We start from the raw sequence: 15,047 nt of genomic DNA, 5'->3' as shown, positions 1-15,047 counted from the left end.
GTGTTTGCAAACCTTAACGGGCTCTGATCGCAAAACGTACCGTCGCCATTTCGTCCAGCTCGTTTTGTTCCCGAAGGAGACTTTCATGCCGGAACTTTTCTTGGGATTTGTCTCTTGCCTTCAGCCACACTTTTTCGTCAAGCATTTTGTCGGACAATACCTTTTGTTTCTTCGTTACATTGACATGGGCGATCCGTATGTCATCCCGTTTCCGTTCAATGCATTCTTCCAGGTGCTCTGCATAGACCTGAATGTTTCGGATTTCTGCGACAGGCACGCACCGCGACGCCGCTTCCTGCTGAGCGCGGTACATTTGATCCCGCATCTCATACAGCTCATTCAGGCTTTTCTCTTCCGCCTGCAACTTCCCGATGGCGCTTGACAGCATCCATTCCGCTTGCGTTTTCTCGTTGCTTTTCAGGTCTACGATTTTCTGGAATGCATAATGAAATTTCATTCTTCAAAGTCATCTCCTTGAAAACTCGGAAATCAAACGTTCCTGAACCTCATCCAATGTGGTCTTCTCATTCACTTTTTGTTTCGTAAAATCCCAGATTCGGCCGATGTATTCGATCGATTCATCGATGTCGGCATTCGAGCCCTGTTGGTAAGCTCCGATATTGATCAAATCCTCCGAGTCCTTGTAGATCGCCATCAAACGCTTTACGTTCTCGGAGGCATCGATTTGTTCCTCAGGCGAGATGTCTTTCATGACCCGGCTAATGCTGGCCAGCACGTCGATCGCGGGAAAATGACCTTTGTTCGCGATATTCCGGTTGAGGACGATGTGACCATCCAATATCCCCCTGACCGCGTCCGCGATCGGTTCGTTCATGTCGTCGCCGTCTACCAGCACCGTGTAAAAAGCGGTGATCGAACCCGTCGGACCCGTGCCTGCGCGTTCCAGAAGCTTCGGCAGACTGGCAAATACCGACGGAGTGTAACCGCGCATCGCCGGCGGTTCCCCTACGGCAAGCCCGACTTCGCGCTGTGCCATCGCATAACGGGTAACCGAATCCATCATCAGCATCACGTTTAGGCCGCGATCCCTGAAATATTCGGCGATCGTGGTGGCGATCAAGGCTCCCTTAATGCGGATGAGCGCCGGTTGATCCGAGGTGGCCACGATCACAACGGACCGTTTCAACCCTTCGGGACCCAGGTCCCGCTCGATGAAATCAAGCACCTCTCGTCCCCGTTCACCGATCAAGGCAATGACATTGACATCGGCTGAGGTGTTACGCGCGATCATCCCCATCAGGGTACTCTTCCCGACGCCGGAGCCGGCGAATATGCCGACACGTTGGCCTTTGCCGATGGAGAGCAATCCGTCAATCGCCCGGACGCCGATGCTGATCGGCTCCTGAACCCTGGGCCGATTAAGCGGGTTCTGCGGAACGTTATGGGTCGAATAGTGCGGCATGCGAGCAGGGATGATGGATCCGTCAAGCGGTTGTCCCAATCCGTCCAGCACTTTGCCAAGCAGTTCCGAACCGACCTGCACGCTCAGCGGTTTACCTGTACCCACTACATCGCAGCCCGGGCCAATGGAGTGAAGCTCGCCGAGAGGCATCAGCAGCACTTTATTATCTCTGAAACCCACGACCTCGGCCTTGAGCGGCTTGGATTGCTTCGTGGGATAGATGTAGCAAACGTCGCCGATACTGGCATCCGGCCCTTCGGACTCCACCATCAACCCGATGACTTGCGTAACCTTGCCGTTGATGCGGACGGGATCCAGATGTTTCAGATGGTCCATGTACCGGGCGCTATTCAGCTTCTTCATCTTGATTTCTCCGTTCCTCGACATCAAGGGCGATCCGTACGAGTTCTTTTTTGATCTCGGCCAGCTGTGTATCGATGCGTGCATCCACGCTTCCGTAGGAAGAACGGATGACGCAGCCGCGATCCTTAACCGTGGAGTCCGGCAAAATTTGAAGCTCCGCCTGGGAGTCGATCGATAATCCGAGCTCTTCCCGCGCGGCGTTTACGAATTCGAACTGATCGGGAGCTACGCAAAGGGAAATGATTCCTTTTTCCCGCTTGCGCGCCAGGTTCTTTCGAATCAGCTCCAGCGTGAATTCCGGTTCGATCGTAAGCTGACGATCCAGCACCTTCTCCGCAATGCTGCAGCTGAGCTCCACCAAAAACGGCTCCGCTTCCTGGATCAGATCTTCCTTGGCTTGGTGCGCGAGCTGAAGCAGCTCGCTCGCTTGCAGCGTCGCCTGCTCCATCAGTTCCTTCATCTCAAGCTCCGCCTTGGCAGAGCCCTCCGCATATCCTTGATTAAAACCTTCCATTTTCAGCGTTTCGGACAAATCCTCATCTTGAAGCCTTCTTTCGGTCCACCAAGCCTCAATCTGCTCCTGCGCTTCGGTCAACAGACGCTGCGCCTCTTCCGAGGCCTCCCGGATTTGCCTTTCGGCAAACTCTTGAGCGTCCTTCAGCATTTCATGTTTCAAACGTTCGGCTTCAGCCAGCGTTTGTACAGCGGCCGGCTCGGCCGTCGGCGGTGCAGGCTCCTCTACCGTTTCCTCGGTTGGCGAAGCGTAACGACGAGCAAGATCCAACTCTTTCAACACATCCATCGGTTTATAGTGGGACGATTTGATCAAGTTAGACAATGATGTCATCTCCTCCGCCGCGGGCAATAATAACCTCGCCCGCTTCTTCGAGTCTCCGGATCGTGCTTACGATCCGAGTCTGGGCTTCCTCCACGTCACGCAGCCGCACCGGTCCCATATATTCCATTTCTTCGCGGAAGGTTTCGGCCATCCGCTTGGACATATTGCGGAAAATAACGTCCCGCACCTCTTCGCTTGCCACCTTGAGCGCAAGCTGCAGGTCCGCGTTCTCGACGTCGCGGATGATGCGCTGTATCGAACGGTTGTCCACGTTGACGATGTCTTCGAACACAAACATCCGCTTCTTGATTTCTTCCGCAAGCTCGGGATCCTGGATTTCCAGGGAGTCGAGGATCGTCCGTTCCGTTCCGCGGTCTACGCCGTTCAGAATTTGAACGATGGACTCGATGCCGCCCGCACTGGTGTAATCCTGCGTCACCGTAGCCGACAGCTTCTGTTCCAGCACGCGCTCCACCTGAGCGATGACTTCCGGCGAGGTACTGTCCATGACTGCAACCCTGCGCGCAACTTCCGCCTGCTTCTCTTGCGGGAGCGAAGACAGGATCGCGGATGCCTGCTCGTATTGAAGATAAGACAATACGAGAGCGATGGTCTGGGCATTCTCATTCTGGATAAAGTTCAGGATTTGGCTCGGATCCGCTTTACGGGCGAAGTCAAACGGTCTTACTTGAAGCGTTGCCGTCAGCCTGTTGATCACTTCCATCGCTTTTTGCTGTCCAAGCGCCTTCTCCAAAATCTCCTTCGCGTAATTGATGCCGCCCTGCGAGATGTATTCCTGGGCCAGGCAAATTTGATGGAACTCCTGAATAATGCTATCTTTCTCGACGCTGTCGACTTTGCGAACATTCGCAATCTCGAGCGTTAATTGTTCGATTTCTTCATCTCGAAGATGCTTAAATATTTGAGCAGACACTTCCGGGCCAAGTGTAATGAGCAGTATAGCCGCTTTTTGACGTCCGCTTAACATTTGGTTATTTCCCTTAGCCAATGCTTCCACCTCTATTCCTCAGCTAGCCATGTGCGAAGTAAATTCACGAATTCATCTGGCTTCTTCTTCGCCAAGGTTTCGAGCTGCTTACGAACCTGGCTTTCATTGGTTATGCTTTCGAGATTAATCGACGGGAATTCCGTAACGGGCGGAAGCTGAATGTCCTCTTCAAGCTCCTCCTGCTGCTGTCTGCGTCTGCGGATGAAGAAATAGGTTCCTCCCGCAATCAATGCCAACGCAGCGATACCGATTCCCCATAATACAGGCTGTGAAAATACGGATTTCGGATTTTCATCCGCATTTACATTAAATACCTGCGAAATAACCGAAACTTTTTTGGACAAATCAGCGTCTGTATAAGTAGAGTCTGAATCCGAAAGCGATGCTCTTACAATATTGACCAGGATGTTCTGAATAGCCGTTCTTGTGGCATCATCCAAAGTTTGTTGCCCGGCAGGTGGTTCAACCGAGACATTAATGGTTAAATCTTTAACAGTATATGGACTTGCAATGATATCCTTCGTAATCCGGTTAACCTCATAGTTAACGGTTTTGGAGAGCTCTTCCGAATTCGTTTCTCCGCTTCCAGAATCGCTTGGATATCCCGGGACGGCCTCTTCGCCTACGCCGGCCACGCCGCCGGTTGGACTGCCGGTTCCCGAATAGTTCTTCTGGATCTCCTGAACGCTGAGCTCAATCCCCTTCATTTCTTCTTCATCCACAGGGGTTACGATGTTTTCCTTGCTTTGCACCTGATCAAAGTTCAGTTTGGAAGCTACAAGAACATTGACTTTATTCGAACCCATGTATTGCGAGAGGAATTGCTGGACATTTTGCCTTACGTCGTTTTCGAATTTTTTCTGAAGCGCGAAATTTTCTTCCACCTTGCCGATCAATCCGCCTTGACCGCCTTTAGCTGTTGCGAGCAGCTCGACTTCGTCATTGGTGATCGTAATGTTCTCGATCGGCAAATTGGGAATGGCCGTTTTCACGAGGTTGTAGTAACCGTCTATGACTTCCTGATTAGGACGATAGCCCGGTTTAAACTGTACAACCACGGAAGCGCTGGCCTGATCTTCGTTTCCGTTTTTCGCGAACACACTTTCTTTAGGCAGGTTCAATAATACCGTTGCGTCCTGAACGCCCTGCATCTTCTCCAGCAGCCGTTCGACTTCGCCGTTCAGTGCATTTACATATTTCACTTCGAATTCGTTATCCGTCATCCCGATGGCTGACGCATTCTTTTCGAAGGTTTCGAATCCGATCGTTCCGTTCTGCACCAGTCCTTGTGATCCTACATCGATCTGGACTTTAGCTGCGCTTGTGCTCGGAACCAGAATGCTTCTGCCGTCCTCGCTCAGCTTGTAGGAAATCCCCTGGGTCTCCAGGTGGCTGATGATGCCTGCGGCGTCGCTGGAATTCAGATCCCGGAACGCTACTTCATACTTCGTCTTAGAGAACTGCATCGTTAGTACGACTAGAGCAATTAGAACAAATGCTACGGTAGCGATTAACATTATTTTTTGTTTGTTGCTGAATTGGTTCCAATACTGGGTCATTCTCTCCCGATATTGGGTAATTCTCTCGTTCACATTGTCACCCCATCCGAAACTTTGCTAGAAACATTTAGATTTGCGTGCGCATGATCTCTTGATAGGCTTCTACCACTTTGTTTCGGACCTGTGTCGTGAGCTGGATGCTCAACAGAGCCTGTTGGGCGGATATCATCGCCTGATCTACGTTTACTTGTCCAATCATTAATTTATCGCTCATCACGTGCGCGTTCTGTTCCTGCGCGGCCACGGAGTTCAATGCTTCATTCAGGTAAGAGCCAAAATCTCGAATCGATTCGGAAGGAGTCGCACCATTTTTCACTTGCTCCTGCATTTGCAGCGGCTGTACACCCTGAACACTGAACATTGCATTCTGAATCATCTCTCTCTCCTCCTACTATGCTGGTCTATGTATATATCCTCGTCTTATCTTCCGATCTCCAAAGCCTTCATGATCATCGCTTTCGAAGCGTTTATCGCCGTAACGTTAGCCTCGTAAGAACGGGTAGCTGCAAGCATATCCACCATTTCCTTCGTAATATCGACGTTAGGCATAAAGACATAGCCTTCCGCATTCGCATCCGGATGTGTGGGGTTATATACCTGCTTCAACGGGGATTGATCTTCCCGCACCTGCGCAACCTTGACCCCTTGCCCTGCATTCTGACCGTTCATCTGGGCTCTGAGAAGCCCTTCGAAGGATTCCTGCTGCGGCTGAAACACAACCGTCTTTCGGCGATACGGAACGGCTTGTCCATTCTCGATTCGCGCGCGCGTGGTTTCCGCATTGGCTATGTTGGAGGAGATAACATCCATTCGAAGCCGTTGTGCCGTTAGAGCTGATGCATTAATTCCGAAGCTATTGCTAATATTCATGAATCCCTATCTCCCTTCAATAGCTGTACGCATCATTCGAATCTGCTCATTTACAGCTTGTATGTACGAATTATAACGAAGCTGATTCTCTGCAAGCAGCGACATTTCTCTGTCTGCATCGACATTATTCTGGTTGTTATTCATGGAACTGCTGCCGTCCTTTATGACCGAAGCATCCGGGATTGACCCGGTTGGACCGATGACAAAATGCCTGGGATCCGTTCTTCTGCCCTGAAGCGACAACTGGGCTCCATCCATTTCTTTCTTCAGAAGACTCTCAAAGGATACTTCGGATCTCTTAAAATGAGGTGTATCCACGTTCGCGATGTTGTTTGCAATCACGTTGTTCCTGAGATTCGCTGCATCCAAACCGCTTTGAAGCCGTTGAAAAGAACTATTATTCAACAGATTCACTAGCTCATTCCTCCTGACTGGATTTGCCGAAAGGTATTCCACTCTTCCTAGCTAAACCCTCTTTTTTCGACAAATAATATAATCCGTACGAACTAACCTAGGTCTTAAGTAGAAAAAGACAACATGATGTCACATAAACTAAGTTTCTTAAAGATTGGGACTTTTTACAATAAGAAAAAAGCCCTATCTTTTACCAAAAAGAAGGGCTTTGTGTTCATTTTTATCCGATTTTTTTCTATATTATTGCAAATCGTACCACTAAATCTGTAAATTTTAAGTGAATTTACCCGCTAGGTAGGTCCTGTTCCCATCCTGAATATTCACAAAAAATTGCGAAATCCGTCCCGTTCCCTTCCAACATGCGAAAGCGCTTCGACATCCAGCAAGAAAGGCCGGGATGAATATCGACAATTATCTCCTTTTTGCATACCCGGCAGATAGACCTATACGAATGCAACTACAGAATATACTGGCTCAGGTCCCGATCCTGGGCGATGCCGGCAAGTTTCTCCCGGACATACTGCGGGGTGATCACCATCCGGTCCAGCGTCAATTCAGGCGCTTCAAACGACAGATCCTCCAGCAGCTTCTCCAATATCGTATGGAGCCTCCGTGCGCCGATATTCTCCGTGTTCTGGTTCACCGAAGCCGCGATTTGGGCAATCTCCCGTATCGCTTCCGGCGAAAACTCGATTTCCAGGTCTTCGGTACGAAGCAGATTGACGTATTGTTTGGTCAATGCGTTTTTCGGCTCGGTCAAAATGGAAACAAAATCATCGAGCGACAAACTGTTCAGCTCTACCCGAATCGGAAAACGCCCCTGAAGCTCGGGAATCAAATCCGACGGCTTCGCGATATGGAATGCGCCAGCAGCAATAAACAGGACAAAGTCCGTTTTTACCGGCCCGTATTTCGTCATGATCGTGGAGCCTTCCACGATAGGCAGAATGTCGCGCTGCACGCCTTCCCTGGACACATCAGGACCCGATTGACGTCCCTGGCTGGCAACCTTGTCGATTTCGTCGATGAAAATAATCCCGGATTGCTCGGCCCGGCGTATGGACTCCTGGATGACATCATCCATATCAATGAGCTTGCCTGCTTCTTCCTGCGTAAGCACTTTTCTGGCTTCCTTGACGGATAGCTTGCGGCGCTTCGTACGCTTCGGCATCAGGTTGCCGAACATTTCCTGCATATTCATGCCCATCTGATCGTTGCCCTGTCCGGCAAACATGTCGAACATATTCGGTGCGGCATCCTCCACATCGATCTCAATCGTTTCGTCTTCAAGCTTGCCGGACAGCAGGTTAAAGCGCACCTGTCTCCGCTTCTCTTTAAGACTAACGTCCTTATCGTCCGCCTCTTCCTCATCGGCCTGGGTTTCGTTGTTTCCACCGCCAAATAGCATCTCAAAGGGATTACGCTGGCTCTTCTGGCCTTTGGTTGAAGGCGCCAACAGCTGAACGATCCGCTCGTTCGCCATTTCCTCGGCTTTGTCCTTAACCTTCTCCGTACGTTCCAGCTTCACCATCCGGATCGCGGTTTCCACCAGATCCCGCACCATGGACTCCACATCACGGCCGACATAACCAACCTCGGTAAACTTCGTTGCCTCGACCTTGACGAACGGTGCATGGACCAGCTTGGCAAGCCTTCTCGCAATTTCCGTTTTGCCGACGCCGGTAGGACCGATCATCAGAATGTTCTTCGGTACGATTTCATCCCGCTCGTCATCGGTCAGCAGACTCCGGCGATAACGGTTCCGAAGTGCGACAGCGACCGATTTTTTAGCGTCCTTCTGGCCTACGATGTATTTATCCAGCTCGGATACAATCTGTCTAGGCGTCATCGATTCTTTACTCATCGCGAATACCTCCACCCCTGATATGGCTATATGTTGCTGCATGGCCCTCTTACAGCTCTTCAACAATAATGTTGCTGTTGGTGTAGACACACACCTCAGAAGCGATCTGAAGGGCTTCTCTGGCGATGTCTTTCGCTTCCATATGCCCTGCATGGCGTTTAAGCGCACGTCCGGCAGACAAGGCAAAATTGCCGCCTGACCCGATGGCCAGCACATCATCATCAGGCTCGATGATTTCGCCGCCGCCGGAAATCAGCAGCATCCCCGTTTTGTCCATAACAATCATCAAGGCTTCAAGTTTGCGAAGCACCCGGTCTTGACGCCAGTCCTTCGCAAGCTCGACAGCGGCCCGCTGCAGGTTTCCATGGTGCTCCTCCAGCTTGCCTTCGAATTTCTCAAACAACGTGATCGCATCCGCCACAGAACCGGCAAAACCGGCGACAACTTGTCCCCGGTAAAGACGGCGCACTTTCTTGGCGGTCTGCTTCATGACTACACTTTCACCGAATGTGACTTGGCCATCGCCGGCTATAGCTGCCGTGCCATTGTGCCGCACTGCGCAAATCGTCGTGGCGTGAAAAGTCATTTCCATGATGGCAAGACCTCCCTAAGAAAATAAGATTAGATTGTATTTAGTTCATGCTCGCTGATAAATACGCGGACCCCGTCAAGAGCACGGTTCGCAAGCGCTTCGTTCTTTTCCTTTTTGTTGCGAATCCGCTTCTCTAGGCCCGGAAGAAGACCGAAGTTCGCGTTCATCGGCTGGAAATTATCGGGATCCGCATGGGTTATGTAATAAGCCATGCTCCCGATGGTCGATTCCTGAGGGAATACGATCCCCTCACGCCCCTGAGCCGCCCTTGCCGCATTAATGCCAGCAATCAATCCGGACGCCGCCGATTCGACATACCCTTCGACGCCGGTCATTTGTCCCGCCAGGTACAAATTCGGCCGTGTTTTCACCTGATAGGTTTGTTCCAGCAATTTCGGCGAATTGACAAACGTATTGCGGTGCATGACGCCGTATCGCACGATTTCGGCGTTCTCGAGGCCCGGTATCATGGAAATGATGCGCTTCTGTTCGCCCCACTTCAAGTGAGTCTGGAAGCCGACAAGGTTGTAGAGGGTACCCGCCGCATTATCCTGACGGAGCTGCACCACAGCATGCGGCAGCTTGCCCGTATGCGGGTTCACCAATCCAACAGGCTTCATCGGGCCGAACAAGGCGGTTTGTTTGCCACGCTTCATCATGACCTCGATCGGCATGCAGCCCTCGAAATAAATCTCCTTCTCAAACTCTTTCAACTGTGCGACTTCCGCATTGATTAGAGCGTCATAGAAAGCGTCAAACTCTTCTTCCGTCATGGGACAATTCAGATAAGCCGCTTCGCCTTTATCATAACGGGATGCCAGATAGACCTTGCTCATATCAATAGAGTCTTTTTCCACGATCGGAGCAGCCGCATCGTAAAAATAGAAATAGTCTTCGCCCATCAGCTCGCGGATTTGCGACGACAATGCCGGCGAAGTCAGCGGTCCCGTAGCAATCACAACGATGCCTTCTTCAGGTATATGCTGAATTTCTTCATTTACGACCTCGATTAACGGATGCTGATGCAAGGTTTCCGTAATTTCTCCGGAGAAGCCGTCGCGGTCGACGGCCAATGCGCCGCCAGCCGGGACGGAATTGCGGTCAGCCGATCCGATGACGAGGGAATTCAGCATCCGCATCTCTTCCTTCAATACGCCGACCGCATTGGTTAATCCGTTCGCCCGAAGCGAATTACTGCATACAAGCTCGGCGAACTTGTCCGTATGATGAGCCGGCGTCTTTACGACCGGCCGCATCTCGTATAGTGTAACGGGTACGCCTCGGCTGGCGATCTGCCAGGCAGCTTCACTGCCAGCAAGTCCTGCCCCGATAACCGTAACCCTCTGTGAATCTGTCAACGTCATTACCCCCTGTATGCCTTACAAATCTGCTGCTTCGTCCTGTTCCTCGACCATTTCGGAATAATCGCAAGAGGTACACTGAAGCTTGATGCCTTGCTTGCTTTTCTTCTCTACCATTAAACTGCTGCAATTCGGACACGGCTTCGTTGACGGTTTATCCCATGATACAAAGTCGCATTCGGGATACCGGTCACAGCCAAAGAAGACGCGCCCCTTCTTGCTCCGGCGTTCCACGACATGGCCTTCCTTGCATTTCGGGCAAGATACGCCGATGTCCTTCACGATCGGCTTGGTATTCCGGCATTCCGGAAACCCCGAGCAGGCAAGAAACTTGCCGAAACGGCCCAGCTTATAAACCATGGGCTTGCCGCATTTTTCGCAGATCTCATCGGAAACCTCATCTTCGATTTCGATTTCCTTCATTTCTTCCTCTGCTACTTCAAGCCGCTTCTCAAAGGACTCATAGAACTCTGCCAATACCTTGACCCAGTCCTCGGAGCCTTCCTCCACATGGTCGAGATCCTCTTCCATGTTCGCCGTAAACTCCACATTGAGGATTTCGGGGAAGAACTGCTCCATCTGCTCGATGACAAGCTCGCCGAGCTCGGTCGGCATGAATTTTTTCTCTTCGATGGCAACGTAGCCTCTCTTCTGGATCGTCTCCAGCGTCGGCGCATACGTACTTGGACGCCCTATGCCGAGCTCCTCCAGCGTTCGGACAAGACGCGCTTCCGTATAACGCGGAGGCGGCTGCGTGAAGTGCTGCTTCGGCTCAATGTCCTGCTTCTCCAGAATGTCTCCTGAATGAAGCTCCGGCAGGTATTTGTCTTCCTCTGTCGTTCCGTCGTCATTGCCTTCAACGTAGACCTTCATGAATCCAGGGAAACGGACCTTCGAACCGGTCGCCCGGAAGACCGTATTCCCGGCAGTGATGTCCACGGAAAGCGTATCCAGTACTGCAGAAGACATCTGGCTTGCCACAAAGCGTTCCCAGACCAGTTTGTACAACCGAAGCTGGTCGCGGCTCATATACGGCTTCATGGATTCCGGATCGCGCAGCACGGACGTTGGACGAATCGCTTCGTGCGCATCCTGGGCGTTTGCTGCTTTTTTCGAATATTGTCTCGGGCTCTCCGGCACGAACGGATCACCGTACTTCTCGGTGATGTATTCTTTCGCTTCTTCTTGAGCCGTGCCTGAGATCCGCGTGGAATCCGTACGCATGTAAGTAATTAAACCGACGGTGCCTTCCTTGCCTAACTCAACACCCTCGTACAGCTGCTGGGCTACCGACATGGTCTTGGCGGCACGGAAACCGAGTTTACGCGCAGCCTCCTGCTGCAAGGAGCTCGTCGTAAACGGCGGCGACGGGTGGCGCTGACGCTCACGCTCTTTCACTTCGCCGACCTTAAAGGAAGCATCCCGAATCGACTCGAGGATTTCATTCACTTCCTGCTCATTGGTCAGTTCCTTCTTCGCGCCGTTTAGCTGCGTGAATTTGGCTTCGAATGCGGAGCCTTTAATCGCCAGCTTAGCCGTTATAGTCCAATATTCTTCCGGAACGAAAGCGCTTATCTCATTCTCGCGGTCGAGAATGATTTTGACGGCTACCGATTGAACCCGGCCGGCCGAAAGACCCTTCTTCACTTTCTTCCATAGAATAGGACTGATCTTGTAACCAACCAATCGGTCCAAAATACGTCTGGCCTGCTGCGCATTAACCAGATCCATGTTAATTTTGCGCGGCGTTTTGAAGGCATCCTTCACGGCCGTTTTCGTTATTTCATTAAATACAACCCGCAGGCTTTGAGTATCATCCAGCTCCAACGCATGCGCAAGATGCCATGCAATGGCTTCCCCTTCGCGATCGGGGTCAGCTGCGAGGTACACTTTTTTCACCTTTTTGCTAGCATCCTTAAGTTCCTTTAAGACAGAACCTTTTCCGCGGATCGTAATGTATTTCGGATTGAAGTCGTTTTCCACCTCAACCCCGATCTGGCTCTTCGGCAAATCGCGAACATGACCCATCGAAGCCTTCACGATATACTTGCTGCCGAGATATTTGCCAATCGTTTTCGCCTTGGCAGGCGACTCTACGATGACGAGTGAATCCGCCACAGGTTCATCCTCCTCTCCAACATTCAAACTTTCCCATTATATGATTTTATATATAGCACCGGGTAATTGGGTAATCTGCTTTTTTATGATTAAAGATAACAGAACTGAATGCAAATGTCCAAAATCCCACCGGGTACGCTCGATCATCTCATCCAGCGACCCGGGACCCTGTTCGAGCATATGGTATATTTGTCGTTCGTCATTTGTCAACCCGGCTAGTTCATCCGGACGCTCCTGACGAGGGGCCCGCCGCTCCTTATTGTATGTATCCGAGACCCCTTTTGGCAACCAGGAATCATATTCTTCTATTATATCCCCGGCTTCCGTGACCATCTTGGCCCCTTGCTTGATCAAATCCAAGGTCCCTCTGCTCTTGGGTGAAGTGAGCGGTCCCGGAACGGAAAACACGTCCCTTCCCGCCTCCAGGGCCAAATCCGCCGTAATCAGCGATCCGCTGCGGGCATCCGCCTCCACCACCACGGTTCCCAGCGTCAGCCCGGCGATGATCCGGTTTCGCTGCGGGAAGAATCCCGGCAGCGCCTTGGTACCCGGCGGGTATTCGGAAATAATAAGCCCTTTAGCTGCGATCTCTTCATAAAGTGAGCGGTTCTCCGGCGGATAAATGACATCGATGCCGGCTCCGAGAACGGCCACCGTCGGCCCGCCGCTTCGCAAAGCGGTTTCGTGCACGACGCTGTCAATGCCTCTGGCCATGCCGCTGACAACCATAAGCCCCGCTCGTGTCAGCGCCTCCGACAGCATCGATGCAACCTTGCGCCCGTAGCCGGTAGGCATTCTTGTGCCGACCATCGCGATCCCCGGCGTGGACAGCAAATGAGGATCCCCGATGCAATACAGAACCCAGGGCGCTTGCGGCGACGATTTCAACATGTCCGGATAGACAGCATCAAGGGCTGTTATAATACGTATTTTTGTGCGGTTTGTCAAATTCCATACCTTGTCTTCCTCTTGTCGAAGCTCGACCTCCTCGTCATTCGACAGTTCGACACGCTTTCTTTCGACGGCGATAGGGAATTCTTTAGCCAGCTTGTTTGCTTTTTCGACAGGCAGACCGCACGCTCTCCAATCCTGCGCATCATAGTACAGCAAGCCTTCATGCAGCTCGCCGTTCAATACCATTCGGTTTATGGTCTTCCATCCAATGCCTTCGCTTTCATGCAATGCAATCAGAAGTAATCTGTCCAGCCTCATCACGCGACCTCCTTAAAATATAAAATCATAAACAAAAAAGCAACCCTTCATTTCCTAATCAGGAAATAAAAGGTTGCTTACCTTAAGTTATAACGTAAATCCGGCCTATTAATGGATAGGTTTAAGCCTTAGTGCGTTGTGCAGGACTCCAAAAGACCCTTCTCTTCCAGCACGCTAACCAAGGTCGAGCCCATTTCGGCAGGCGTAGGAGCCACTTTGATACCGCATGCTTCAAGCACAGCGATTTTTTCCTTGGCTGTTCCTTTACCGCCGGAAATGATCGCGCCCGCGTGGCCCATGCGTTTCCCTGGAGGCGCTGTTGCGCCGCCAATGAAGCCTACCACCGGCTTGGTCATGTTCGCTTTGATCCACTCAGCCGCTTCTTCCTCAGCGGTTCCGCCGATCTCGCCGATCATGATCACCGCTTTGGTATTCGGATCTTCGTTGAACAGTCTCAGCACATCGATAAACTCCGTCCCTTTGACCGGGTCGCCGCCGATTCCTACGGCGGAGGATTGTCCGATGCCGCGGGCCGTCAGCTGATGAACGGCTTCATAGGTCAAAGTACCGCTCCGCGATACAACCCCGACATGTCCCGGCGTGTGGATGTAGCCCGGCATGATGCCGATTTTACATTCACCCGGCGTGATGACACCCGGACAGTTAGGTCCGATCAAGCGAGTCTTCTTGCCTTCCATATAACGGGATACCTTTACCATGTCGAGCACCGGAATGCCTTCCGTAATGCAGATCACCAGATCCATCTCGGCATCAACGGCTTCCAGAATGGAGTCGGCCGCAAAAGCAGGCGGTACATAAATGACGCTTGCGGTTGCGCCTGTTTTGGCTTTGGCTTCCTCAACGGTGTTGTAAACCGGCAGTTTGACGGTTTCGCCGTTCTCCAGCGTGATTTCAACTTCGGTTCCGCCTTTGCCGGGCGAAGTTCCGCCGACCATCTGCGTACCGTAATCCAAGGCGCCTTTTGCGTGGAACAGGGCTGTTTTACCTGTAATCCCTTGCGTGATAACTTTTGTATTTTTATCGATCAAAATACTCACGATTGATTCACATCCCCTATTGTTATTTGAAAATGAAAGCAACCGCACGGCAGGGCTAAGAAGCCCATCGTGCCATGCCCCTTCAGGAATGAAATATTACTGAACGAGGGAGACGATCTTCTGTGCTCCGTCGGCCATGGAATCAGCAGGCACGATATTCAGACCGGACTCAGCCAAAATCTGCTTGCCTAGGTCTACGTTCGTTCCTTCCAAGCGTACAACAAGCGGACGAGTCAGTCCCAGCTGTTTCGCTGCTTCGACAACACCGGTAGCAATAACGTCGCAACGCATAATGCCGACGAAAATGTTGACAAAGATTCCTTTTAATTGGTGATCGGAACAAATAATCTTGAAGGATGACGTTAC

Annotated in this window: 14 protein-coding genes and 1 pseudogene; all 15 read right to left on the bottom strand. The window is 51.5% G+C overall.

Features of this window, described 5'->3' with window-relative positions:
* Positions 1-13: 13 nt before the first annotated feature.
* Positions 14-457: a flagellar export protein FliJ gene (gene fliJ / locus RB298_RS21955; protein ID WP_009594763.1), complete on the bottom strand. Its 444-nt coding sequence runs from the start codon at positions 455-457 to the stop codon at positions 14-16.
* Positions 458-466: 9 nt separating this feature from the next.
* On the bottom strand, positions 467-1,786 hold the full coding sequence (gene fliI, locus RB298_RS21950; protein ID WP_009594717.1) for a flagellar protein export ATPase FliI: 1,320 nt from the start codon (positions 1,784-1,786) through the stop codon (positions 467-469).
* Entirely contained in the window at positions 1,770-2,624 is an 855-nt protein-coding gene (locus RB298_RS21945; protein ID WP_096774515.1) for a FliH/SctL family protein, read from the bottom strand. Before RB298_RS21945 ends, fliI begins: the two co-directional genes overlap by 17 nt.
* Positions 2,617-3,633, bottom strand: coding sequence for a flagellar motor switch protein FliG (gene fliG / locus RB298_RS21940; RefSeq protein ID WP_015736330.1), 1,017 nt, complete (start codon positions 3,631-3,633; stop codon positions 2,617-2,619). The genes RB298_RS21945 and fliG overlap by 8 nt, the downstream gene beginning before the upstream one ends.
* 11 nt (positions 3,634-3,644) lie before the next feature.
* The gene (fliF, locus tag RB298_RS21935) at positions 3,645-5,225 is read right to left on the bottom strand and encodes a flagellar basal-body MS-ring/collar protein FliF (RefSeq protein ID WP_009594716.1); all 1,581 of its coding nucleotides are present in this window, start codon (positions 5,223-5,225) and stop codon (positions 3,645-3,647) included.
* 34 nt (positions 5,226-5,259) lie between these two features.
* Positions 5,260-5,568 (bottom strand): flagellar hook-basal body complex protein FliE, encoded by a 309-nt coding sequence (gene fliE / locus RB298_RS21930; RefSeq protein WP_009594713.1) that lies wholly within the window; start codon positions 5,566-5,568, stop codon positions 5,260-5,262.
* A 44-nt stretch (positions 5,569-5,612) separates the two neighbouring features.
* Positions 5,613-6,062: a flagellar basal body rod protein FlgC gene (gene flgC, locus RB298_RS21925; protein WP_009594707.1), complete on the bottom strand. Its 450-nt coding sequence runs from the start codon at positions 6,060-6,062 to the stop codon at positions 5,613-5,615.
* 6 nt (positions 6,063-6,068) lie between these two features.
* The gene (flgB, locus tag RB298_RS21920) at positions 6,069-6,476 is read right to left on the bottom strand and encodes a flagellar basal body rod protein FlgB (RefSeq protein ID WP_015736331.1); all 408 of its coding nucleotides are present in this window, start codon (positions 6,474-6,476) and stop codon (positions 6,069-6,071) included.
* 457 nt (positions 6,477-6,933) lie between these two features.
* Complete coding sequence (gene hslU / locus RB298_RS21915) at positions 6,934-8,340, bottom strand: ATP-dependent protease ATPase subunit HslU (RefSeq protein WP_096774516.1); 1,407 nt, start codon at positions 8,338-8,340, stop codon at positions 6,934-6,936.
* Between the two features lie 49 nt (positions 8,341-8,389).
* A complete protein-coding gene (gene hslV / locus RB298_RS21910; protein ID WP_006211334.1) occupies positions 8,390-8,932 on the bottom strand; it encodes an ATP-dependent protease subunit HslV in 543 nt (180 codons plus the stop codon).
* A 29-nt stretch (positions 8,933-8,961) separates the two neighbouring features.
* Positions 8,962-10,296, bottom strand: coding sequence for an FADH(2)-oxidizing methylenetetrahydrofolate--tRNA-(uracil(54)-C(5))-methyltransferase TrmFO (gene trmFO / locus RB298_RS21905; RefSeq protein ID WP_375120308.1), 1,335 nt, complete (start codon positions 10,294-10,296; stop codon positions 8,962-8,964).
* A 15-nt stretch (positions 10,297-10,311) separates the two neighbouring features.
* The gene (gene topA, locus RB298_RS21900; protein WP_096774518.1) at positions 10,312-12,411 is read right to left on the bottom strand and encodes a type I DNA topoisomerase; all 2,100 of its coding nucleotides are present in this window, start codon (positions 12,409-12,411) and stop codon (positions 10,312-10,314) included.
* Between the two features lie 36 nt (positions 12,412-12,447).
* Positions 12,448-13,623: a DNA-processing protein DprA gene (dprA, locus tag RB298_RS21895; RefSeq protein ID WP_486048585.1), complete on the bottom strand. Its 1,176-nt coding sequence runs from the start codon at positions 13,621-13,623 to the stop codon at positions 12,448-12,450.
* 128 nt (positions 13,624-13,751) lie between these two features.
* Complete coding sequence (sucD, locus tag RB298_RS21890) at positions 13,752-14,681, bottom strand: succinate--CoA ligase subunit alpha (protein WP_009594770.1); 930 nt, start codon at positions 14,679-14,681, stop codon at positions 13,752-13,754.
* Positions 14,682-14,777: 96 nt separating this feature from the next.
* Positions 14,778-15,047 (bottom strand): annotated as a pseudogene (sucC, locus tag RB298_RS21885) (succinate--CoA ligase subunit beta); the annotation flags it as partial.

It is taken from the genome of Priestia sp. BR_2, assembly GCF_041954005.1.
GTDB classification, from domain to species: Bacteria; Bacillota; Bacilli; order Paenibacillales; family Paenibacillaceae; genus Paenibacillus_AQ; species Paenibacillus_AQ lautus_A.
Note: the sequence above shows the minus strand (reverse complement) of the source record. Positions and strands in the feature narration are given on the sequence as shown.

Excerpts from the sequence above, each read along its gene's own strand:
- fliJ (WP_009594763.1), bottom strand. The coding sequence starts at position 457 with ATGAAATTTCATTATGCATTCCAGAAAATCGTAGACCTGAAAAGCAAC.
- fliI (WP_009594717.1), bottom strand. The coding sequence starts at position 1,786 with ATGAAGAAGCTGAATAGCGCCCGGTACATGGACCATCTGAAACATCTG.
- fliE (WP_009594713.1), bottom strand. The coding sequence starts at position 5,568 with ATGATTCAGAATGCAATGTTCAGTGTTCAGGGTGTACAGCCGCTGCAA.
- flgC (WP_009594707.1), bottom strand. The coding sequence starts at position 6,062 with ATGAATATTAGCAATAGCTTCGGAATTAATGCATCAGCTCTAACGGCA.
- hslU (WP_096774516.1), bottom strand. The coding sequence starts at position 8,340 with ATGAGTAAAGAATCGATGACGCCTAGACAGATTGTATCCGAGCTGGAT.
- hslV (WP_006211334.1), bottom strand. The coding sequence starts at position 8,932 with ATGGAAATGACTTTTCACGCCACGACGATTTGCGCAGTGCGGCACAAT.
- trmFO (WP_375120308.1), bottom strand. The coding sequence starts at position 10,296 with ATGACGTTGACAGATTCACAGAGGGTTACGGTTATCGGGGCAGGACTT.
- dprA (WP_486048585.1), bottom strand. The coding sequence starts at position 13,623 with ATGAGGCTGGACAGATTACTTCTGATTGCATTGCATGAAAGCGAAGGC.